General features: G+C 34.6%; 21 protein-coding genes. 11 read left to right on the forward strand and 10 right to left on the reverse strand.

All coding sequences use genetic code 11. The features are described from left to right. Positions 1 to 20: 20 nt before the first annotated feature. The 6 genes from clpX to Q0972_RS14425 all read right to left on the reverse strand — a co-directional run bounded on the left by clpX (position 21) and on the right by Q0972_RS14425 (position 5,340). Positions 21 to 1,250 carry an ATP-dependent Clp protease ATP-binding subunit ClpX gene (clpX, locus tag Q0972_RS14400; protein ID WP_299366756.1) on the reverse strand — a complete coding sequence of 410 codons (1,230 nt, stop codon included), beginning with the start codon at positions 1,248 to 1,250 and terminating at the stop codon, positions 21 to 23. Between the two features lie 45 nt (positions 1,251 to 1,295). Beyond that, positions 1,296 to 1,970 (reverse strand): ATP-dependent Clp endopeptidase proteolytic subunit ClpP, encoded by a 675-nt coding sequence (gene clpP, locus Q0972_RS14405; RefSeq protein WP_299366758.1) that lies wholly within the window; start codon positions 1,968 to 1,970, stop codon positions 1,296 to 1,298. Positions 1,971 to 2,107: 137 nt separating this feature from the next. Further along, entirely contained in the window at positions 2,108 to 3,430 is a 1,323-nt protein-coding gene (gene tig, locus Q0972_RS14410) for a trigger factor (protein ID WP_299366761.1), read from the reverse strand. An 80-nt stretch (positions 3,431 to 3,510) separates the two neighbouring features. Continuing rightward, entirely contained in the window at positions 3,511 to 3,858 is a 348-nt protein-coding gene (locus tag Q0972_RS14415; RefSeq protein ID WP_299366763.1) for a phage holin family protein, read from the reverse strand. Between the two features lie 7 nt (positions 3,859 to 3,865). Continuing rightward, positions 3,866 to 4,630 (reverse strand): alpha/beta fold hydrolase, encoded by a 765-nt coding sequence (locus tag Q0972_RS14420; RefSeq protein WP_299366766.1) that lies wholly within the window; start codon positions 4,628 to 4,630, stop codon positions 3,866 to 3,868. Beyond that, positions 4,627 to 5,340 (reverse strand): pyridoxine 5'-phosphate synthase, encoded by a 714-nt coding sequence (locus tag Q0972_RS14425; protein WP_299366769.1) that lies wholly within the window; start codon positions 5,338 to 5,340, stop codon positions 4,627 to 4,629. Before Q0972_RS14425 ends, Q0972_RS14420 begins: the two co-directional genes overlap by 4 nt. Before the next feature lie 91 nt (positions 5,341 to 5,431). On the opposite strand from Q0972_RS14425, the gene Q0972_RS14430 reads away from it, so the two are divergent. The 9 genes from Q0972_RS14430 (at position 5,432) to Q0972_RS14470 (ending at position 14,177) form a co-directional block, all read left to right on the forward strand. After that, entirely contained in the window at positions 5,432 to 6,088 is a 657-nt protein-coding gene (locus Q0972_RS14430) for a CBS domain-containing protein (RefSeq protein ID WP_299366772.1), read from the forward strand. Positions 6,089 to 6,091: 3 nt separating this feature from the next. Beyond that, complete coding sequence (locus Q0972_RS14435; RefSeq protein ID WP_299366775.1) at positions 6,092 to 6,970, forward strand: NAD kinase; 879 nt, start codon at positions 6,092 to 6,094, stop codon at positions 6,968 to 6,970. Positions 6,971 to 7,082: 112 nt separating this feature from the next. Then, the gene (locus tag Q0972_RS14440; protein ID WP_299366777.1) at positions 7,083 to 7,772 is read left to right on the forward strand and encodes a DUF6089 family protein; all 690 of its coding nucleotides are present in this window, start codon (positions 7,083 to 7,085) and stop codon (positions 7,770 to 7,772) included. After that, the gene (locus Q0972_RS14445; RefSeq protein WP_299366780.1) at positions 7,773 to 8,513 is read left to right on the forward strand and encodes an isoprenyl transferase; all 741 of its coding nucleotides are present in this window, start codon (positions 7,773 to 7,775) and stop codon (positions 8,511 to 8,513) included. Continuing rightward, entirely contained in the window at positions 8,485 to 11,058 is a 2,574-nt protein-coding gene (locus tag Q0972_RS14450; protein WP_299366783.1) for a POTRA domain-containing protein, read from the forward strand. The genes Q0972_RS14445 and Q0972_RS14450 overlap by 29 nt, the downstream gene beginning before the upstream one ends. Before the next feature lie 151 nt (positions 11,059 to 11,209). After that, positions 11,210 to 12,367, forward strand: coding sequence for an OmpH family outer membrane protein (locus tag Q0972_RS14455; RefSeq protein ID WP_299366786.1), 1,158 nt, complete (start codon positions 11,210 to 11,212; stop codon positions 12,365 to 12,367). Between the two features lie 32 nt (positions 12,368 to 12,399). After that, positions 12,400 to 12,948, forward strand: coding sequence for an OmpH family outer membrane protein (locus Q0972_RS14460; protein WP_299366789.1), 549 nt, complete (start codon positions 12,400 to 12,402; stop codon positions 12,946 to 12,948). Positions 12,949 to 13,016: 68 nt separating this feature from the next. Next, positions 13,017 to 13,796, forward strand: coding sequence for a glutamate racemase (gene murI, locus Q0972_RS14465; protein ID WP_299366791.1), 780 nt, complete (start codon positions 13,017 to 13,019; stop codon positions 13,794 to 13,796). Between the two features lie 33 nt (positions 13,797 to 13,829). Beyond that, positions 13,830 to 14,177, forward strand: a complete 348-nt coding sequence (locus Q0972_RS14470; RefSeq protein ID WP_299366794.1) for a GTPase — start codon at positions 13,830 to 13,832, stop codon at positions 14,175 to 14,177. Here Q0972_RS14470 and Q0972_RS14475 read toward each other — a convergent pair. Genes Q0972_RS14475 through Q0972_RS14485 form a run of 3 tightly spaced genes read right to left on the reverse strand, consistent with a single transcriptional unit; the run spans position 14,167 to position 17,602 of the window. After that, a complete protein-coding gene (locus Q0972_RS14475; RefSeq protein WP_299366797.1) occupies positions 14,167 to 14,682 on the reverse strand; it encodes a gamma carbonic anhydrase family protein in 516 nt (171 codons plus the stop codon). The two genes, Q0972_RS14470 and Q0972_RS14475, sit on opposite strands and share 11 nt — an antisense overlap. Before the next feature lie 9 nt (positions 14,683 to 14,691). Next, positions 14,692 to 15,426, reverse strand: a complete 735-nt coding sequence (locus Q0972_RS14480; RefSeq protein ID WP_299366800.1) for a LytTR family DNA-binding domain-containing protein — start codon at positions 15,424 to 15,426, stop codon at positions 14,692 to 14,694. A 1-nt stretch (position 15,427) separates the two neighbouring features. Continuing rightward, entirely contained in the window at positions 15,428 to 17,602 is a 2,175-nt protein-coding gene (locus Q0972_RS14485; RefSeq protein ID WP_299366822.1) for a histidine kinase, read from the reverse strand. 219 nt (positions 17,603 to 17,821) lie between these two features. On the opposite strand from Q0972_RS14485, the gene Q0972_RS14490 reads away from it, so the two are divergent. Together Q0972_RS14490 and Q0972_RS14495 are read left to right on the forward strand one after the other, a co-directional pair. Further along, positions 17,822 to 18,853 (forward strand): SIMPL domain-containing protein, encoded by a 1,032-nt coding sequence (locus Q0972_RS14490; RefSeq protein WP_299366824.1) that lies wholly within the window; start codon positions 17,822 to 17,824, stop codon positions 18,851 to 18,853. A 5-nt stretch (positions 18,854 to 18,858) separates the two neighbouring features. After that, positions 18,859 to 20,073: a vWA domain-containing protein gene (locus Q0972_RS14495; RefSeq protein WP_299366826.1), complete on the forward strand. Its 1,215-nt coding sequence runs from the start codon at positions 18,859 to 18,861 to the stop codon at positions 20,071 to 20,073. A 48-nt stretch (positions 20,074 to 20,121) separates the two neighbouring features. On the opposite strand, the gene Q0972_RS14500 is transcribed toward Q0972_RS14495, so the two are convergent. Next, positions 20,122 to 21,132: a type IX secretion system membrane protein PorP/SprF gene (locus Q0972_RS14500; protein ID WP_299366828.1), complete on the reverse strand. Its 1,011-nt coding sequence runs from the start codon at positions 21,130 to 21,132 to the stop codon at positions 20,122 to 20,124. Between the last annotated feature and the right edge of the window lie 91 nt (positions 21,133 to 21,223).

The following is a 21,223-nucleotide window of genomic DNA, read 5'->3' on the forward strand; positions in this document are numbered from 1 at the left end:
TTCTTATTTAATAGTTCTCTTTAGGATACAGCTTTTAACTTTTTTAACGTTGACTTTGTCAATCTATCTTCTGCATAAGCTTTTGTGACATTAAGTTTTGTTTCTCCAGAACCAGGTAAATTGAACATAGCTTCGGTGAGTATCTCTTCGCAAAGTGACCTTAAGCCACGTGCTCCAAGTTTATATTCTACAGCCTTTTCTACGATATAATTCAAAGCACCTTCAGTTATACTAAACTCTACATCGTCCATGGCAAACAATTTTTTATACTGTTTGATAATGGCATTCTTGGGCTCTGTTAAAATGGCTCTTAAGGTATTTGAATCTAAAGGATCCATATGGGTTAGCACTGGCAAACGCCCTATAATTTCTGGTATAAGTCCAAAGTCCTTTAAATCTTTAGGGATGATATACTGAAGAATATTGTCATCATCCACATTATCGTCTTTTATAGAGCTATAACCAATAGCCTGCATATTAAGACGCTTTGTAATCACCCGCTCAATACCATCAAAGGCTCCGCCAGCAATAAATAGAATATGTTCTGTATTAACTTCTATGAATTTCTGGTCTGGATGCTTACGACCTCCTTTTGGTGGTACATTTACAACTGTACCTTCTAGCAATTTCAATAAAGCTTGTTGCACACCTTCACCTGAAACATCCCTAGTAATTGATGGATTATCACTTTTACGTGCAATCTTGTCTATTTCGTCTATAAAAACGATACCGCGTTGTGCTTTTTCGAGGTTATAATCTGCGGCCTGTAATAAACGTGTTAAAATACTCTCTACATCTTCTCCAACATAGCCAGCTTCGGTTAAAACTGTAGCATCGACAATGGCCAAAGGCACATTGAGCATACGGGCTACCGTCTTTGCCATTAAGGTTTTTCCAGTACCTGTTTGCCCTACCATAACGATATTGCTTTTCTGTATTTCGATATCATCATCGGACACAGGCTGAAGTAATCGCTTATAGTGGTTGTACACAGCCACTGACATTACACGTTTGGTATACTCTTGACCTATGATATACTCATCTAAAAAAGCCTTGATCTCCTTTGGTTTTCTGAGCATCAACTCAGCACTGAGCTCAGAATTTCCTGATTGTTTGGACTCTTCAACAACAATGCCATAAGCTTGCTCAATACAACGATCGCAAATATGCGCATCTAGTCCAGCAATCAATAGATTGGTTTCAGACTTTTTTCTACCACAAAAAGAGCATTCTAATTCTTCTTTTGCCATAATCTTAGTTCTAATTTAGGGAATTTTAGTCGTAAGAATTAACTATTACTTGCGTTCTAAAACTTCATCTATCATTCCGTAGGCTAGTGCCTCATCAGATTTCATCCAATAGTCTCTATCCGAATCTTTTTCTACTTGCTCATAAGGTTTACCAGAGTGGGTAGAAATGATATTATAGAGTTCTTCTTTAACTTTAATTGTTTCTCGAACAGCAATTTCCATATCAGATACTTGCCCTTGAGTACCACTCATAGGTTGATGTATCATAACACGCGAGTGCTTCAATGCCGAACGTTTTCCTTTTTCACCTGCACACAATAATACTGCTGCCATAGACGCTGCAATACCTGTACAAATGGTGGCAACATCTGGTTTTACAAACTGCATGGTATCGTAAATACCAAGACCTGCATATACCGAACCGCCCGGTGAATTGATATAAATCTGTATATCTTTTGAGGCATCGGTACTTTGTAAAAATAGGAGCTGTGCTTGGATTATATTAGCTACTTGATCGTTAACACCTGTACCCAGAAATATAATACGATCCATCATCAATCGTGAAAAGACGTCCATTGCAATGGCATTGAGCTGTCTTTCCTCTATAATATTAGGTGTTAAGTTTGTAGGGTACATACTTCGCATTATTTTATCATAATACATGCTATTAATCCCTTGATCCTTTATAGCGAACTTTTCAAATTCTTTTCCGTAATTCATTTAATTTCAATTTGTTTTTTGATTAAAAAAAAAGCGTAAAACCTTCCAGTTTTACGCCTTAAAGATACTAATTTATTTTAGCTTCCTGTTTACGCAGGAAGGACAATTTAAAGTTTAAGGCGTAGCCTTAAGAGTTTTTAACTGTAGAACTCTTTAACAAAATCGTCATAAGTGATTTCTTTCGTTTTAAGATTTGCTTCAGTTTTATAAAGACTTAATAATTTCTGACTCATTAATTGTTCTGATAGACGTTTTACCTCATCTTGGTTAGACATGATCCGTGCTGCAATATCTTCTAACTCTTTTTCTGAAGGATTCATTTGTCCAAACTGCGCCATTTGTCCCTTTATCATATCCATGGCATAAGCTTTCAATTCTTCAAATTGGACTTGTAGATTGTGTTCTGCAATTAATTTGCCCTCAATTAATTGGTAGCGCATGCTCTTTTCGGATTTTTCATATTCTTCTTTAGCCTGCTCTTGGGTCATAGGTTCCTCACCAGCTGTCTGCATCCACTTTTGAAGAAACTCAGAAGGCAAATCGAACTTTGTACTCTCTACCAAATATTCGGTAACATCGTTCAGTAGTTTTTGGTCACCTTGTTGTGCAAACTGCTTTTCAGAATCTGCTTTAATCTTCTCCTTTAATTCTGTGACGGTAGTTACTACTTTAGGCCCAAAAAGCTTGTCGAATAACTCTTGATCTAGGTCTGCCAACTCACGTTTGTTGATTTCTGACACTTCGAATGTTACATCAACATTGAGGTCCTTAGCAACTTGGTGATCAACTTTTAGGTAAGTGGTTAAACCGTAATCTACGTTAAAAAGATTTTTTGTTTTTAATGTAATAACATCTCCAACTTTAGCTCCAACAAACTTCTTTAGATTAGCTTTTCCCTTTATTTTATCTACTGAAAACGTCGCTACATTTTCAATGTTTTCAGCTTCGTTTACAAATTTTCCAGTGATTTCAGAATCTTCAGCAATTTGGTCTTGAGATATAATCTTACCGTATTGCTTTTGGATATTCTCCACTTGATTGGCAATCATTTCATCATCTGCAACAATGTTATAATGCATAATTACTTTTTTACCTTTTAGCTTCACTTCGAATTCTGGTGCCAGACCTAATTCAAACTCAAAAGAAAATGCATCGGCATCCCAATCTAAATCGTCTTGTGGTTTTGGCAGCGGATTTCCCAAAACATCAAGTTTCTCTTCTACCAAATATTTACCAATAGCATCCTGAAGCAGCTTATTCACCTCATCTACAAGCACAGCTTTTCCGTACTGCTTTTTAACAAGGCTCATAGGCACATGACCTTTTCTAAAACCAGGAATATTAGCGGACTTACGGTAGTCAGATAAGATCTTCTCTACTTTATCGCTGTAATCTTCCTTAGCGATATCCACTTTTACAACAGCATTTAATGCATCAATGTTTTCTCTTGTTATATTCATTATTCTTGAAACTAAAATTGGGCTGCAAAAATACAACATTTTTCGCAACCCAACAACAGTTTTAAGCCTTTGATTAATAGCTACTTTTTATCGGTTTTTAAAAGCGAATGTAACAATGATTGTAGGATAGAAAGCAAGACACTAAATAGTATAGCTGTCCATATACCATCTACCCTGAAACCGTCTATCAGTTTATCGGCCAATAGAATAATTACAGCATTAATAACAAATAAAAACAGCCCTAGCGAAAGAATAGTTGCGGGCAAAGTTAAAATGACCAAAATAGGCTTAACTAATACATTGAGAATTGAAATTACTACGGCAACAAGGAGTGACGTTAAGTAATTGTCCACGTAAACACCATTAAGAATTTCCGCAAGCACAAAAACGGCGACTGCATTAAGTAAAAGTTTGAGAATTATATTCATAATGTTTTCAAGATATAAAATTTATAACAGCTCCATAAAAATCTTTAGGATTTTCAGCATGCAACCAATGACCAGCATTTTGAATAGTTATCACTTCTGAATGCGAAAAATGGCGATGTATAATAGCTTCATCTTGAGGCCCAATATATTCTGAGCGATCGCCTCTTAGGAATATTGTTTCCTTTTTAAATGTAGCGTGCGCTGGTAAAGCTTCACCTACTTCTGAAACATGCTCTTTTAGAACGGGTAGATTTATTCGCAAACCCAACTGTCCTTTCTCTACCCAATACAAATTTTTTAGTAAGAACATGCGTGTACCAGCTTCAGGAACGTAATTACTTAAAACCTTATCTGCGTCACCTCTACTTTTAATTTCAGAAAAATCTAACTTGCTAAGGCCTTCTAGAATAGCATCATGATGTATAGGATAATATCGCGGTGAAATGTCGGCCACCAAAAGCTTACTTACCAAATTCGGATAAGTCGTTGCGAATAGCATGGCCGTTTTTCCTCCCATGGAATGGCCTAATAATACAATATTGCTCAAACTATTTTCGTCACAGTATTGCTTTAGATCTTCTACCATCAACTCGTAATCAAACCCCTCATTATGAAAGCTACGGCCATGATTGCGCTGATCGACCAAATGCACTTCAAAGTTCGACTCAGAAAATTGCCTAGCCAACGTTTTCCAGTTATCACCCATTCCTAAAAAGCCGTGTAAAATCACAAAAGGACTTCCTTTTCCTATAATATTAGAATGTAAAATCATTTTAGTTTGTCCAGATACATTTTAATGACATTTTCAACACCAAGGTACAGACTTTCAGATATTAAAGCATGGCCTATTGAAACTTCTAAAAGTCCAGTGATATTTTCTTTAAAAAAGGTAATGTTATCTAAGGATAGATCATGTCCAGCATTTACACCTACACCCAAAGCATTTGCTAAACCAGCACATTCCATATAAGGTTTTATGGCCTCTTTGTTACCTAAACTATATTGATGGGCATAGGCTTCGGTATAAAGCTCAATTCTTTCAGTTCCTGTTTCCTTTGCACCTTCAATTTGATGCAAATCTGGGTCAACAAAAATCGATGTTCTTATACCATTGTTCTTAAATTCCTTTATAACGTCTACCAGAAAATCCTTGTGTTTAATCGTATCCCAACCAGCATTGGACGTAATAGCATCTTCAGCATCTGGTACTAAGGTAACTTGCGTTGGCTTTACCTCTAAAACCATATCGATAAACTTCGGAATGGGATTACCCTCAATATTATATTCTGTATAAATTTCTGGTTTTAAATCGTAAACATCGCTATAACGAATATGGCGCTCATCTGGTCTAGGATGAATTGTTACTCCCTCAGCCCCAAAATGCTGTACATCTTTTGCAAATTGCACCACATTGGGCACATTGCCGCCTCTACTATTTCTTAGTGTTGCAATCTTGTTTATATTAACACTTAATTTTGCCATTCTGTTAGATTTTGAATGACAAAAATACAGAACTCATCTTGGGTTTTTATGGTTATTTTTGATTAATTTGCAAGACATTGAAACCCAATTTATGCAGTTACAGGATTTTGTTATAAATGATATAAAACCATTAAGTATCACTGATAAAATAAGCGATTTGCAAATGCTTTTTAATCAGTTGACTTACTCACATATTCCTATTAAAAAAGAAGGCGTTTATTTAGGCTGTATCTCTGAGACTGACGCACATTGTTTTGATGGTGAAAAATCTATTAACGACTGCAATTATACCATTGAAGGATTTTTTGTGAGAACCACAACTAATTGGCTAGATGTGCTCGAAGCCTTTGCTGAGCACGATTCTAACATAATGCCTGTATTAGATGAGAGCAATACCTATTTAGGCTATTACGAGCTTAATGACATTATTCATCTATTCAACGAAACACCTTTTTTTGCAGAACCAGGTGGTATTATTATCATAGAAAAGGGCATTCACGATTATTCCTTTAGTGAAATTAGTCAAATTGTAGAGTCTAATGATGCTAAATTATTGGGAGCATTTATTTCTAAAATGAGCACTGATTTGGTTCAAATTACGCTAAAAATTAGTAATACAAGCCTTAACGATATTATACAAACCTTTAGACGCTACAGTTATAATATTATATCTGGACACGAAGAGGACTCTTATATTGAGAGTTTGAAAGAGCGCTCACAATATTTAGATAAATACCTAAATATGTAACTTATGAAGGTAGCTGTTTATGGTCAGAATTATGCCAAAGAATCTACACAAAAAGCTTTTGAAATTCTCATAAAGGTTCTTTTAGACCATGGCGTTGAGATATTTGCTGAGACCAATTTCCTTAAGCAACAAAACGAAGCGTTAAAGAACAATTCCAAAATCAAAACGTTTACCCATCTAGACAAAAGCTATAATTTACTTATAAGTATTGGTGGTGATGGTACTATTCTAAGAGCCATAACTTATGTTAGGGATCTGGGCATCCCCATTGTAGGAATAAATACAGGACGATTGGGATTTTTAGCCACTATTCAAACAGATGACATAGACATTTCTCTTTCTGAAGTATTAAGAGGCGATTATACAATTTCAGAACGATCCTTGCTAAGTGTTACTACGCAACCAACAAATAGTGATATTCTAGAAACTAATTTTGCTCTTAATGAGATTGCTCTGAGTAGAAAGAATACAACCTCAATGATTACCGTAAAAACCCACCTCAACGGCGAATATTTAACTTCTTATTGGGCTGACGGCCTCATACTTTCAACGCCAACAGGTTCAACAGGGTATTCCTTAAGTTGTGGTGGACCCGTAATAGCTCCTGATGCCAAGAATTTTGCATTAACACCCATTGCACCACACAATCTCAGTGCTCGCCCACTAATTATTCCTGATAATACTACAGTTACTTTTGGAGTCGATGGCAGAGAAGATCAGTTTTTAATGTCTTTAGATTCTAGAATAGTAACACTTCCCAATACCACTTCTGTAACCGTAAAAAAGGCAGATTTTGTAATTAAGATGGTAGAGCGCTTAGACGAGACCTTTTTAGACACCCTTAGAAAAAAGCTACTTTGGGGTGAAGACAGACGCAATTAAACGTCATTTTCATACAATAAATACTTATAAAAACTGTTTATCTGTAAGACATTTTATGTCAAATTATTATAGGCTAATCATAATTGTTATATTTGCGAACTTTAAAAAATTTATGAGGTATTTATTCCTATTTTTTATATGTGTATATAGCTTCCAAAACACTGAAGCCCAAATCTATGAGGTGGGCGTATTTTTAGGAGGAAGTAATTTTATTGGCGATGTAGGTGCTACAAATTATATATCTCCTAACCAAGTTGCTATTGGTGCTATTTTAAAATGGAACAGAAGTCCCAGACATTCATTTAGAGCCTCATTTATTTTCTCGGATTTAGAAGGTATCGATGGTAAATCTGATGACCAAAGACGTATACAACGTGGTTATAGTTTTAATACTAGTGTTTTTGAAGCCTCTGCAGGTATGGAATTTACGTTCTGGGAATTTGATTTACATACTAGTGGTATAAAAGGGACACCTTATCTGTACTCTGGAATATCAGTAGCAAACCATGACAATTATTTTTTTAATCAGATTGGCGAATACACTTCCGAAAATACTAGCAGTTGGGCCTTAGGTATCCCAATGGTTTTAGGCTATAAGTCTAATATAAGTAATCATTTGGTTTTAGCAGCAGAAATAGGAGCCCGCTATACCTTTTCAGATGAATTAGATGGTAGTGTTCCATCTGATGCATCCCTTGAAGAGTTTAGTTTTGGAAATACAAATAGCAATGATTGGTATGTATTTTCAGGAATTACACTAACTTACACCTTTGGAAGAAGACCTTGCTATTGCAATTTTTAAATGGACCTAGAAGAACAAATACATAAAGATAAGCTCCCTAATCATGTAGCCATTATCATGGACGGCAATGGTCGTTGGGCGAAACAAAAAGGTCTAATGCGTGTTATAGGACATGAAAATGGCACAAAGGCAGTAAGGCAAGCTGTAGAAGCCAGTGCTGAAATTGGTATAAAAAACTTAACACTTTACGCATTTTCTACCGAAAATTGGAATAGACCTAAACTAGAAGTTCAGACCTTAATGAAACTTTTAGTAAAATCCCTAAAGAAAGAAATTAAAACTTTGCAAGACAATAATATAAAATTGTCTGCCATTGGCTGCCTTCACGATTTACCAAAAAAGGCTCATCAAGAACTATTGGATGTTATAGAAAAAACAAAAAATAATACGAATATGACATTAACCTTGGCATTAAGTTATGGTTCTCGCGAAGAAATTGTTAATGTTATTAAAGAATTATCACTTAAAGTTAAAAATAATATAATTTCGCCCGAAAGTATTGATGAATCCATTATAAATAAGCATCTTTACACGCAAAATTTACCAGACGTTGACCTGCTAATTCGCACAAGCGGTGAACAAAGAATCAGTAATTTTTTGCTTTGGCAAATTGCCTATGCAGAATTATATTTTACAGATATTTTATGGCCAGATTTTAAAAAGGAAAATCTGTATGAAGCACTCATAAATTATCAAAATAGAGAACGAAGATTTGGAAAAACAAGCGAACAACTTACTTAATATAAGTCAATCAAAATCCTTTGCAACCTTTATAATTACTTTACTACTATTCGTAATTTCTTTTAGTAGTAATGGACAGAGTAATGCTGGCAACACTTATTTAATTAAAGAAATTACCGTTACGGGAAATACCAACTTTAGCCCGCAAACGATTATAGCATATTCTAAGCTTCGAAAAAATGAAGAAATGCAAGTTGGTGGTGAAAAAATCGCCAATGCTGTTAAAACACTTTGGAAATCCAATCTTTTCAGTAGTATAGATATTTTTATCACAAATATTGATGGCAATACCGCCGACTTAGAGATTAACCTTATAGATCTCCCAGAACTTAAGGACGTTACTATTCTAGGTGTCAAAAAAGGTAAAAAAGATGAGATAATTAGCGAAAATAAGTTGCAACCTGGACAAAAAGTCACCGAAAACCTTATTGCTACAACCAGAAACTATCTCACAAATAAATACAAGAAAAAAGGGTTTTTAAACACTAAAGTAGCCATATCTACCTCAAAAGTTATCGATTCCATGGAAAAAGAGCGTGTAAATATGCTCGTTAAAATTGATAAGGGTGAAAAAGTAAAGATCAAAAAAATAAACTTTATTGGTAATGAAAAACTAAAGAGCAAAAAGCTTCGAAAAGCAATGAAAAACACGAAGCAAAAAAACCCAATTCGAATTTTTAAACGCTCAAAATATATCGAAGAAGACTACAGCGAAGATCTGGTAAGTGTTATAGATAAGTATAAAGAAAATGGATATCGTGATGCTAGAATTATATCAGACTCCATAATCTACAACAACGACAAAACGATAAGCTTAGATATTAAGGTTGAAGAAGGCGAAAAGTACACTTTTGGTAAAATTGATTTTGTAGGAAATACGATTTATTCAGATAGGCAGTTGGCCATTTTTCTAGGCATTAAAGAAGGAGACACTTATAATGGTGTAGAACTTAGGGAACGTATCGATGACCCAAATGATCCCGACGCGTCTAGTTTAACAAATGCCTATCAGAATACAGGATATCTATTCTCAACAATTAACCCTGTTGAAGTAAGTGCAGAAGGAAATGTAATTGACATGGAAATACGCATTTCGGAAGGAAAACCTGCTTATTTTAATAATGTAACGGTAGTAGGTAATGATGTTACTAATGACCATGTTATATATAGAGAGATAAGAACTCGACCTGGAGAATTATACAGTAAATCGCAGATTATTAGAACACTACGTGAATTAGGTCAGCTTGGTTTTTTTGATGCACAACAACTTGTCCCTAATATTAAAAATCCTAATCCTGTAGACGGTACTCTGGATATAGAATATGAAGTTGTTGAGCAAGGATCGAGTCAGATTCAACTACAAGGAGGTTATGGAGGTGGAGGATTTATTGGCACCTTAGGGTTGTCATTTAACAACTTTGCCATAAAGGATATCCTTAAAAAAGAAGCCTATAAGCCTGTCCCAAGAGGTGACGGACAAAGTCTTGCTTTGAGGCTTCAAGCTAGTCAGTTTTTTCAAACCTATAGCTTTTCGTTTAGTGAACCGTGGTTAGGTGGCAAAAAACCTTTTCAACTATCTACTTCTATATCATATTCTAGACAATTTTTGTTCAACCCTCAAACTCGAAGAGCAGATAGAGATCGAAGATTTAATATCCTAGGTTTAACTGTAGGCGTTTCCACTAGGCTAAATAAACCAGATGATTTTTTCTTGCTTTCGCAAGCACTAAGTTACCAGAACTATGATCTAAAAAATTACAATACAGGATTGTTTACATTTGGAGATGGATCGGCAAACAATCTATCGTACACAATAGGTTTAAGTAGAAATAACCTTTATACAGATCCTATTTTCCCTACGGGTGGATCTAATTTTACGGTTTCTGCTAAATTTTCTTTTCCATACTCTTTAGTTAATGGTGTAGATTATAAAGCTCTTAGAGAAGAAAGAGATCAATTAGACCCTACAGACCCAGATGATTTTGCACGTATAGGAGAAATTGACCAAGAACGTTTCGAATGGCTTGAATTTTACAAAATAAAGTTTAAGGCAGATTGGTTTACAGAACTTACCAAGAAGTTAGTCCTAAGACCTAGTGTGGAGTTTGGCTTCTTAGGCGCATATAATAATGATAGAGGGGTTATTCCTTTTGAACGTTTCTTTGTCGGTGGCGATGGTCTAGGAAACTTTGCACTCGACGGAAGAGAAATTATACAACTTAGAGGTTATCCAAACCAATCGTTATCCTCCCAAGATGGTGGCTCCATATACAATAAGTTTTCTCTTGAGTTACGCTACCCTATAACCTTGGGCGCCCAAGCAAAAATATATGGACTGTCCTTTTTAGAAGGAGGTCAATCAGTAAATAGTTTTAGAGATTTTAATCCTTTTGATCTGCAAAGATCTGCTGGATTTGGACTAAGAATATTTATGCCTGCCTTTGGTCTCTTGGGTATTGATTTTGGGCATGGATTCGATCCAATTCCTGGTGACATAGAAAAAAGCGGATGGCAAACGCACTTCATAATTGGACAACAATTTTAAGTTTGGCACGATATTTTCTAACTGTATATAAGTATTTCAACATGGTGTTAAAATTTTTAATCATTTATTTCGTTACATTTGAAGCCGAATAGCACTAAAAAACGAATAAACGTTTGGTTAACAAAAAATGTCTCAAAACAAATATTTAATCATGATGAAATTTAAAGTTCTTTTTTTATTGACAACAATAGGTCTAATGAGCTTTAGTGTTAACGCACAACGTGGTGTCAGGATAGGTTATATCGATACTGAATATATTTTACAAAATGTATCAGAATATCAAGAAGCCTCAACACAGCTAGATAAGAAAGTTCAGCAATGGAAAACGGAAATAGAGAAGAAGCTTAATGTTATTGAGCAGAAAAAAAAAGAACTAGAAAATGAAAGTGTTCTTTTAACCAAGGAACTCTATGAAGAAAGAATGGAAGACATTTCCTTTGAGGAAGCTGAGATATTAGACTATCAACAAAAGCGCTTTGGTCCAGAAGGAGATATGATTATTCAAAAACGCCAGTTGATAGAACCAGTTCAAGATCAAATTTTTGCAGCTGTACAACAAATAGCAGAGACCAAAAAATTCGATTTTGTCTTCGACAAATCCGCTGATGTGGTTATGCTATATTCCGCTGAGCGTTACGATATTAGCGAACAAGTCTTGAGAACAATTACCCGAACATCACGTCGCAATCAAGCAAAAAGCAAAAAAGAACGAAAAGAATTAGAAAATGAAGAGGTTGTTCCTGTAGTAAGTGAAGAAAAAGACGAAAGACAAAAAGCTCTAGAAGAAAGAAAAGCAGCCAGAGAGGCAGAATTAGCAGCTAAACGTGCCGAGCGTGAAAAAGCATTGGAAGCAAGAAGAGCAAGGCAAGATTCTATAAGGGCTGCAAAGAAGCGTGAAGCTGATGCACGTCGCCAAAGGGTTATAGACGAACGTAACAAGAAAAAGTCTGAATCTGAAGAATCTGTACTTGAAGAGACTGAAACTGAAGAGACTGAAACACAGTCAGAATTGAAAGAAGATACTACTGAAAAGGCACAGACACAAAATGCAATAGAAGAAAAAGATGCTTTGGAGACAGACAATACAGAAAACAAAGGCACTATAAAAAAGGATTCTACTACCGCAAAAAAGCCTTTAACAGCTGCAGAAATAAAAGCACAAGACAGAGAAAGAAGAAGAAAGGCCTTAGAGGAAAGAAAAAAGAAAATACAGGAACAACGGAAAAAAGCACGCGAAGAACGCGAAAAACAATTAAAACGAAGAGATTCTATAGCAAATGCTAAGAAAGAGGAGAGAGAAAACAATTAATAATTATAACACACAAATACAATTTAGAAAAAATGAAATCAAAGATTCACGGACTCACTAAAATAAATGGATTATACGTGAGTAAACATTTAAAATCGCTATTATTTGCAACAGCATTGTTTATAGGAGCAACAAGCTTTATGTCTGCTCAAAGTAAGATTGCACATATTAATACCCAAGAATTAATAAAGGCAATGCCAGAATATAAATCAGCACAAGCTGAAATAGAAAAACTTGGAAAAACTTATGAGGCTCAAATTCAGGATTCTTTAAAAGAGCTAGACAATAAGCTTAAGCAATACAATGCAGAAGCAGAAAGCCAAACTGAGGAAACCAATGTAGAACGTATGAAAGAAGTTGAGGGCATGAAACAAAGCCTAACACAATTTCAACAAAATGCACAACAAGATCTGCAAAAGAAAGAATTTGACCTTCTTAAGCCAATAACGGAAAAAGCAAAAGTTGCTATAGAAAAAGTTGCTGCGGCTCAAGGTTTTGATTATGTCCTAGAAGCTGGTGGATTAATTGTTGCCAAGGGTAAAGACCTTATGATAGATGTCAAAGCCGAATTAGGAATCTAAAAAAACTAATTAAACATAAACACATAAAAGTCGCTCATTCGCAGCGACTTTTTATTTTTGTGGTAATTATGAGTAAGCAACCTATCGGCATATTTGATTCTGGAATTGGTGGTACATCTATCTTCAAAGAGATTAATGCATTACTACCAAATGAGAATTGTATCTATTTGGCTGATAGTATTAATGCGCCTTATGGAAACAAATCATCTTTCGATATTCTTCGATTAAGCATTAAGAACACAGAACTATTACTCAGTAAAGGTTGTAAGCTTATAGTAGTAGCCTGCAATACAGCAACAACTAATGCCATATCTTACCTGAGAGCCAACTATAAAATTCCCTTTATTGGTATAGAACCTGCTATAAAGCCAGCTGCTTTAAACACTAAAACAAAGACAGTTGGTATATTAGCCACCAAAGGCACACTAAGTAGCCAATTATTTCACAAGACTTCAGATTTGTACGCTAGAGGCATTAAAGTTGTAGAACAAGTTGGTGAAGGTATTGTTCCTTTAATAGAATCTGGCAAATTACAGTCTAATGAAATGAAAGAGTTACTGGCTGTTTATTTAGAGCCTATGCTAAAAGAAAATATCGATTATTTAGTTCTTGGCTGTACGCATTACCCTTACCTAATACCTATGCTTACACAGATGCTTCCAGAACACGTTAGCATAATCGATTCTGGTTTAGCCGTGGCAAAACAGACTAAAGCAATCCTGTTACAACATAATTTATTAAATAAAAATACACAGCCTCCGTCAATTAAATTGTTCACTAACGGAAACCTTGATATCTTGAATGCAATAATAAATAGTGAATTTGAAACCTCCTATTTAGATTTTTAGTAAGGTTTGTATTTTAAGAGGTACTAATAAACCATGACTATGATTTTTGTTTATAATGCCAACTCAGGCAGAGTCAATGCGCTTCTTGACGCAGGACACAAATTATTAAGCCCATCGACTTACCCTTGCAGTTTATGTGCCTTAACCCATAATACCTTTACCGAAAACAAAATTTGGAATACCTTCAGAAACGAAAGTGACATAGACATGATGTTCTATCATAAAGATGAATTTGAAAGTCATTTTCCTAACGCCAATATAGTTTATCCAATTGTACTAAAGCTAGAAAACAAGTTGCTTTCAACAGTTTTAAATAATGAAGCTTTGGATAAAATATCAAACATAGAACACTTAATAAGCCGACTCAAAGCTATTCTTTAAACCAACCTGAATACTTCACATAATTATTAGCAATCCTATTGATTTCACCTGAGATTAATTCTGCACTTATATCCTTGACTTTTTTAGCCGGCACACCTGCGTAAATACTACCAGATTCTACATGTGTCCCCTTAGTGACCACAGCACCTGCTGCAATAATGCTGTTACTCTCTACTATACAATCGTCCATTATAATGCTTCCCATACCTATGAGCACATCATCGTGAATGGTACAACCATGTACAATAGCATTATGACCAATGGATACATTGTTACCAATGGTTGTTGGTGATTTTTGATACGTGGCATGGATTACGGCACCATCTTGCACATTCACCTTATCACCCATCTTAATAAAGTGAACGTCTCCTCTAACCACGGCATTGAACCAGATACTGCAATGATTCCCCATGGTAACTTCACCAACTATGGTGGCATTATCAGCTACAAAACAATTTTTTGGAATTTGAGGATAAATTCCTCTTACTGGTTTTATTATTGGCATAGTAATTTTTTATTTAAAATAAGATAACAAGTCCGCTTTTTTTGAGGCTGAAACCATAATTTCCTTTCCATTGCTCAAAACCACACTTCCGCCTTTTCCTTTTATATATTTCACCACTTCATTAACATTTACCAAATAACTCTTATGGACTCGAGCAAAATTAGCATCTTTAAGACTTTCTTCTATGTATTTTAGAGTTTTACTCACCAATTTCTTTTTGTTATTGTTAAGATAGATTTCTGTGTAATTATCATCTGCCTTGCAATACATAATATCTGCTGTATTCAAAATTTCGAATCCGTCTTGCTGTGGAATGGTAATTTTTCCATTAACAGTATTTGTTTTGGGCACCAATACCTGATCCTGTAAGGCTTCTTCTTTGGCCTTAATTTCAGTAACATAATCCACCGCTTTAATCAACTCATCTATAGAAATAGGTTTCATTAAATAATATGAAGCATGAGCATTTAACGCTTCAATGGCATAATGGTTATATGCGGTGACAAATATAGTTTCAAAATTAATATTACCTACTTTATCCAACAAATCAAAAGCATTGCCATATGGCATTTCTACATCCAGAAATACCACATCCAACACATTGTTCCTAATCAACTCCAATGCTTCTTCAACATTGGCCGCTTCGCCAACAATGTTTATATTTGGACAGTATTTTGTGAGATAGTTTCGTAAAATATCCCTACTTGTCTCTTCGTCTTCTACCAATATGGCTTCTAATTTCATGTCAATCTTTTTTTAATGTTACGACAACTTTAGTTCCTACATCTTCTTCGAGTTCTAGATAATCTTCGATGCTTACGTCGACCTTATCTTTATACATCTCGTTTAAAATAGCAACACGTTCCTTTATATTATTCATACCCTTTGAATTCTGCTTCTTTTGATTAGCAGTTTTCAACGCCTTAGAACGCTTTCTACCAATACCATCGTCGGTTATGGTTATTGTGATTTCGCTTTTGGATTTAGATTTTACAGTAATGCTCAAATGCCCCTTTTCTTCCTTATAACGTAACCCGTGCCAAACCGCATTTTCTATATAGGGTTGTAATAACATAGGTGGGATTAGAAACTCATCTACATTGATCTTCTCATCTACATTTATAGAATACTCAAACTTATCTTGAAACCTAAAATGTTCTAGCTTTGTGTATAAGGACAATAATTCAATCTCTTTTTTTAATGGAATAAAATCCTCTTCGCTATTCTCTAGTACGGAACGCATTAAATATGAAAAATCCGATAAATACTTATTCGCAGTACGCTCATCGTTGGTGGCAATGAAACTATTTACGGAATTAAGTGCATTAAATATAAAATGGGGATTCATTTGGCTACGCAACGATTTTAATGCCAGTAGATTATTGGCTAAACGTTGTTGTCTAATATACTTAAACATAAAAAATCCAGTGATAAGAAATAATACTAATCCACCTATGAGTGAATAAATAATGATCTGTTGTCCTCTATTGCGTTCTTGGGTCAACTCGTACTTGCTTCGAGAGAGTTCTCTATCACTTTCTAGAGAGGTAATTCTATTTTGTTGTTCCGCTAAATTCCTGCTAAATCGTGCCGCTTGGGATATTTCTTGTTCCTTTTGTATATACAGTTCATCTACTATATTTTCGTAATTCTCAATCATGGCCAAGCCTTCCTCTGTATCACCTTTCTTAATGAGCGCTTCTGATAACTTTCTTGTGGCATCTTTGCCCACAACGAGATCTCCTTTTTTATCGGCTTCTTCAATACTTCTCTCAAAGGATGGAATGGCATTATCGAGATCATTATTTAGTAGATAGGCATTCCCTAGTTTATAGGTCTGTTTCTGCAATGAAATTGGACTTTCGTTAGGTATTACGGAGTCTTTTTCAATATCTTCAATGCTTTCTATTGCTTGTTTCCTCAACTCTATTTCACTATCATAATCCTCTATAGTACTATTAAATTCTGCAACTTTAATTTGTTCTTCTATCGCTCGTTTCTTATTCTCCTTTTCTGCTAAATTCAGTGAATTATTATAGTAGCCCCTAGCTTTGTTTTTTTCTCCTTTTACATTATAAGCTTCGGCTATTTTTGAATTTAAATCAGTAATTTTTGGTGTAATCAAGTGTTTAGTAGCCACTTCCAATCCTTTTTGATAATTACTTACTGATGCCGTATAGTTTTTAACTTTGAGATGTGCATCACCTAATCCTTCAAAGAATACTGTTTTCTGATAATTAGACAATGTATTTTCATCAATCTCACCATAGATCTCAAGACTTTTCTCATTATCATCATTCTTCAAATACGCATTTGCAAGTTTTAACTTGGCTGAATTTGTGCCATAATTCTGCAAACTAATTTTGTAGGCCGAAATAGCCAAATCATATTGTTTCCAGAAAATATAAATATCACCCAACAACTCATGAGCTTCTGCGCTTTGCTCCGGCGATATATTAATATCTAGGGCATCACCAACAAATTTTATACTTCTCTCCGCATCTTTCTTTAAGTAAGCATCGGCGGAATCGATCATTTGATTAAATTGATCTGTGGTAGTATTTCTTTTCGAACTTCTCGCTTGACGAATACTCTCTTCTATGACTTCAATAGATATGCGCTCATCACTTCTTATAGTATAAAAAATGGTTTCAAAATCTTTATGCCTAATGGTAAGTTTATCTCCTACTTTAGCCCTAACAACAAACTTCCCAAAAACATCAGTACGCGTGTATCTGCCATCGTTAATTTGTATGCTCACATTATCTATTGGCTCTCCTGAACCTTTTATATAAACTGATCCTCTTACCGTAAATAGAGCTTCTTCACTACTTGTAGCGTTTCTGTTATCCTGTGCTAAAACAAAAAGATTTACGAAACAGAAAAATGACAATAAGCAATATGATCTAAGTTTTTTCAACAAATCTATTATTTAGTTGAACTAAACTTACATACTTTATTTGATTTCAGAAAATGAACGAAAAGAATTTGAGGTTATATTACCCTTTAATTTCACCTGTTGGCTAAAACATGGTTTTTACTTACTCATTGGTATTCACTGTTTACTCATTTTGAATTTTTATTGTTGTTTTTTCAACAGAGCTTTACCACATCGTTAATCAAAAAAACAAATTTAAACATGAAAAAATGCAATTTAACCATCTTGCTACTTATTGTATGTTATAATCTAATCACTGCACAGCATAAAGGAAACTACAATCAAATAACACGGGAGATTTCGCGCCAAAATATTTTATCGAGCGGTAATGCTACTATCTATAATCCAGCAGTTCAACAACACATCAATAAGGTTCTGCAACCTAGCAATGTATTAACGATAGATGTAAAGGCGCTTCAAAATGTTAGCGCAAGCACATATACAGCTATGTTCAACCTATCTCAAATTGGGCCAACAGCAGAGGCCACAAATACGCTTATGAAAGAACGTATAGACAATATTAAAAAGAGATTGGTCTTATTAGGCATTACAGAAAAAGATATCGCAATAGACGTTATTTCATTTATTCCTGTGTATGAAGTTGAAGTCACTAAGAAACTCTTTAGTAAAACCTATACTGAGGTTCCTAAAGGTTTTGAACTACAACAAAACATCCACATCCAATTTACCAAAACCAATCAGTTTGAATCTATACTAGAAGCATGTGCCAAAAGCGAAGTATACAACCTTGTAAAGGTCGATTATTATATCGAAAACATACAAGAGGTTTATAAAAATCTTCAAGATGAATTGTTGAAACTTATTGAAGATAAGAAAGCCTATTATAGTGTTTTAGGTTTCGATCTATCTGAATATGACGTTAAAATTGCTGATGATAAATATTGCTACTTCCCAAAGGACTTCTATCAAAGTTATCAAGCGTACAATAGCGTTTCTTTTGAAGCTTTAAAAAAAGATAAAGGAGTAACAAGCGCTAAAAAACAGACGTCGTATTACTACCAACCACTTACTTATGAACGCTATGATATAGTAATCGATCCATCAATCCTAGAGCCCGTAGTTCAGATAGGTATGAATATAAAACTGGTATTCACACCTAAACCTAAAGAGCAAAAACCACAACCGATCACCAAAACCGAAGTAGATCATAAATATTATGTTATCTCACCCAATGGAACAATAGACGTAAAAGAATTAAATACAAAAAATTAAAAACTATGAATTCTTCAGAAAAAAAATGCGAACACTTAAAAAATAAGGAGGGCCTGAATAAAACAATATCGAAAGCTTTTGCAATACTAATAGGCCTCATATACTTTACATCTTGTAATGCAAATACAAAAACAAAAGTAAATCATTTAGGCATAAACGCTAATCCAATTGAAACGAAGCTAAACACAAAAAAGCCAGAAATAAAAGTAGCCTTATTACTAGACACAAGCAACAGTATGGATGGGTTAATAGATCAGGCTAAAGCTCAGCTTTGGCAAATCGTCAATGAGTTATCGTATGCAAAGTGTAATGAGGAAAGTCCAAACCTTAAAATTGCATTATATGAATATGGTAATGATAATTTAAATGCTGATGAAGGCTATTTAAGACAGGTCATTTCTTTTAGTGAAGATCTTGATGAAATTTCTAAATCATTATTCTCATTGACCACCAATGGCGGCAACGAATACTGTGGCAAGGTGATTAAAACTGCATTAAATCAATTAGATTGGGGAGAAAACAAAGATGACTTAAAATTTATCTTCATTGCAGGAAATGAACCCTATACTCAAGGAAACGTAAGTTATAAAGAAGCTTCAAAGTTAGCTCATCAAAACGATGTAACAGTCAATACCATTTTCTGTGGAGATTATAACCAAGGTATTTCCGGTTTTTGGAAAGATGGTGCAGATCTAACGCATGGTGACTATATGGCCATTAATCATAATAAAGCAACAGTGCATATTGCCTCACCATATGATGATAAAATTCTTGAACTTAACAAAAAACTGAATAATACCTATGTGGCATACGGAAGCTCTGGAAGAAGAAAAATGGAATTACAAGCAGAACAAGATGCCAATGCAAGAAGTTATAATAAAGCTAATGCTGTGAGCAGAACAGTTAGTAAAAGCTCCCGATTATATAAAAATAGTTCATGGGATTTGGTTGATGCAGAGAGAGAAACCGATTTTTCATATGATGACTTAGACAAAAACGAACTCCCAGAGGACTTAAAAGAAAAGTCTAAAGAAGAAATTAAATCTTATGTTGAGAATAAACGAAAAGAACGGGAAAAACTTCAAAAAGAAATTACAGAATTAAATATGAAGCGACGCGAATACATTTCTAAAAAATCGGTACAGAGTGATAATGGACTAGAAAGTGCAATGTTAAATGCTATAAAAACACAGGCTAAAAAGAAAAACTACTTATGGTAAAGTAGTAAGTTGAAAGAAAAAGGCTCAATTAAAATTGAGCCTTTATTATTAATTAACTGCAGGACAATTACATTCGTACTTCTCTCGCCTACAATTAAAGTTATATCCTAATGTAATCTGATGAAAACCACCAGTATTAAAATTAATAGTATTAGCTTGATAAGAATAGGTATAAGCAAATACAAAATTATTATAATCAATCCCAATAAAAGGAGTGAAGTATTGCAGTTGTTGACTACTAACACCCGAACCATCTAAAAATTCGGCTCCATCCAAACTTCTTCTATAAGACAAACCGCCCCAGATTTTGCCAAAATCCATTTCACGATATACTTTAGCATTAATATCAATTGTCGATTCCTCAGTAGCATCTCTGTACATGTACATAATTGACGGTTCGTAACTCCAATCACTTCCAAATTTGTTAAAAGTATATCCCGTCGAAAACAAATACGTTCTCAAGTTATCAAACTCAAAACCCTGATCATTGAAATTTATTCCTTCATTTGTCAAAATATTTTTAGCTGTAAAATGCGCATAGAAATCAACATAATGATATGAAAACCCAAAGTCAATATTAAAATTTGTTGCACTTTGTTCAATCCCCGCAATAAGTTGATCAAATTCTCCAGGTGCTAAAAAGGTGGTTTCATCCAGCTTATACTGAAGAACACCCGCACTTAATCCAAACGACAACATGTTTAAATCAATTTCATTTCTTGAAAACATCAAGTGATAAGCAAACGTAGCATAGCCTCCAACTGTAGAGTGAAAACCATTAGCATCATTAAATAAGATACCTCCAAGAGCTACAGGCGAATCACCTAACCTTCCATTTATACTTAACGTTTGCAAACTTGGTGCATCATCAACACCAAACCATTGCTGTCTAGCCGTTAATCTTACTTTAGCACAATTAGCAACACCAGCCATAGAAGGGTGAATTAAATAATAATTATCCAATAGATAATCAGAATATATAGGAACACCCTCCTGTGCTATTCCAATATTCGCAAACAATGCTGTCAATGCTACTAAACAAAACTTTTTTAATCTCATAATTTATTTTAACGTTTCAAGGTAAAATGGGCCTTCAGTTCCTTCCGCTGTCCGGTGGTGGGCTCGTCGTACTCCACCAGGAACCAGTAGT

The organism is Winogradskyella sp., from assembly GCF_028282165.1.
Lineage (GTDB): Bacteria > Bacteroidota > Bacteroidia > Flavobacteriales > Flavobacteriaceae > Winogradskyella.

What these genes read in the sequence shown, in the direction of transcription:
- Q0972_RS14420 (WP_299366766.1), bottom strand. Translation starts at nt 4,630, where the DNA reads ATGATTTTACATTCTAATATTATAGGAAAAGGAAGTCCTTTTGTGATT.
- Q0972_RS14475 (WP_299366797.1), bottom strand. Translation starts at nt 14,682, where the DNA reads ATGCCAATAATAAAACCAGTAAGAGGAATTTATCCTCAAATTCCAAAA.
- Q0972_RS14500 (WP_299366828.1), bottom strand. Translation starts at nt 21,132, where the DNA reads ATGAGATTAAAAAAGTTTTGTTTAGTAGCATTGACAGCATTGTTTGCG.
- Q0972_RS14445 (WP_299366780.1), top strand. Translation starts at nt 7,773, where the DNA reads ATGGACCTAGAAGAACAAATACATAAAGATAAGCTCCCTAATCATGTA.
- Q0972_RS14415 (WP_299366763.1), bottom strand. Translation starts at nt 3,858, where the DNA reads ATGAATATAATTCTCAAACTTTTACTTAATGCAGTCGCCGTTTTTGTG.
- Q0972_RS14495 (WP_299366826.1), top strand. Translation starts at nt 18,859, where the DNA reads ATGAATTCTTCAGAAAAAAAATGCGAACACTTAAAAAATAAGGAGGGC.
- Q0972_RS14455 (WP_299366786.1), top strand. Translation starts at nt 11,210, where the DNA reads ATGATGAAATTTAAAGTTCTTTTTTTATTGACAACAATAGGTCTAATG.
- Q0972_RS14440 (WP_299366777.1), top strand. Translation starts at nt 7,083, where the DNA reads ATGAGGTATTTATTCCTATTTTTTATATGTGTATATAGCTTCCAAAAC.
- murI (WP_299366791.1), top strand. Translation starts at nt 13,017, where the DNA reads ATGAGTAAGCAACCTATCGGCATATTTGATTCTGGAATTGGTGGTACA.
- tig (WP_299366761.1), bottom strand. Translation starts at nt 3,430, where the DNA reads ATGAATATAACAAGAGAAAACATTGATGCATTAAATGCTGTTGTAAAA.
- Q0972_RS14435 (WP_299366775.1), top strand. Translation starts at nt 6,092, where the DNA reads ATGAAGGTAGCTGTTTATGGTCAGAATTATGCCAAAGAATCTACACAA.
- Q0972_RS14425 (WP_299366769.1), bottom strand. Translation starts at nt 5,340, where the DNA reads ATGGCAAAATTAAGTGTTAATATAAACAAGATTGCAACACTAAGAAAT.
- clpP (WP_299366758.1), bottom strand. Translation starts at nt 1,970, where the DNA reads ATGAATTACGGAAAAGAATTTGAAAAGTTCGCTATAAAGGATCAAGGG.
- clpX (WP_299366756.1), bottom strand. Translation starts at nt 1,250, where the DNA reads ATGGCAAAAGAAGAATTAGAATGCTCTTTTTGTGGTAGAAAAAAGTCT.
- Q0972_RS14490 (WP_299366824.1), top strand. Translation starts at nt 17,822, where the DNA reads ATGAAAAAATGCAATTTAACCATCTTGCTACTTATTGTATGTTATAAT.
- Q0972_RS14460 (WP_299366789.1), top strand. Translation starts at nt 12,400, where the DNA reads ATGAAATCAAAGATTCACGGACTCACTAAAATAAATGGATTATACGTG.
- Q0972_RS14430 (WP_299366772.1), top strand. Translation starts at nt 5,432, where the DNA reads ATGCAGTTACAGGATTTTGTTATAAATGATATAAAACCATTAAGTATC.
- Q0972_RS14480 (WP_299366800.1), bottom strand. Translation starts at nt 15,426, where the DNA reads ATGAAATTAGAAGCCATATTGGTAGAAGACGAAGAGACAAGTAGGGAT.
- Q0972_RS14470 (WP_299366794.1), top strand. Translation starts at nt 13,830, where the DNA reads ATGACTATGATTTTTGTTTATAATGCCAACTCAGGCAGAGTCAATGCG.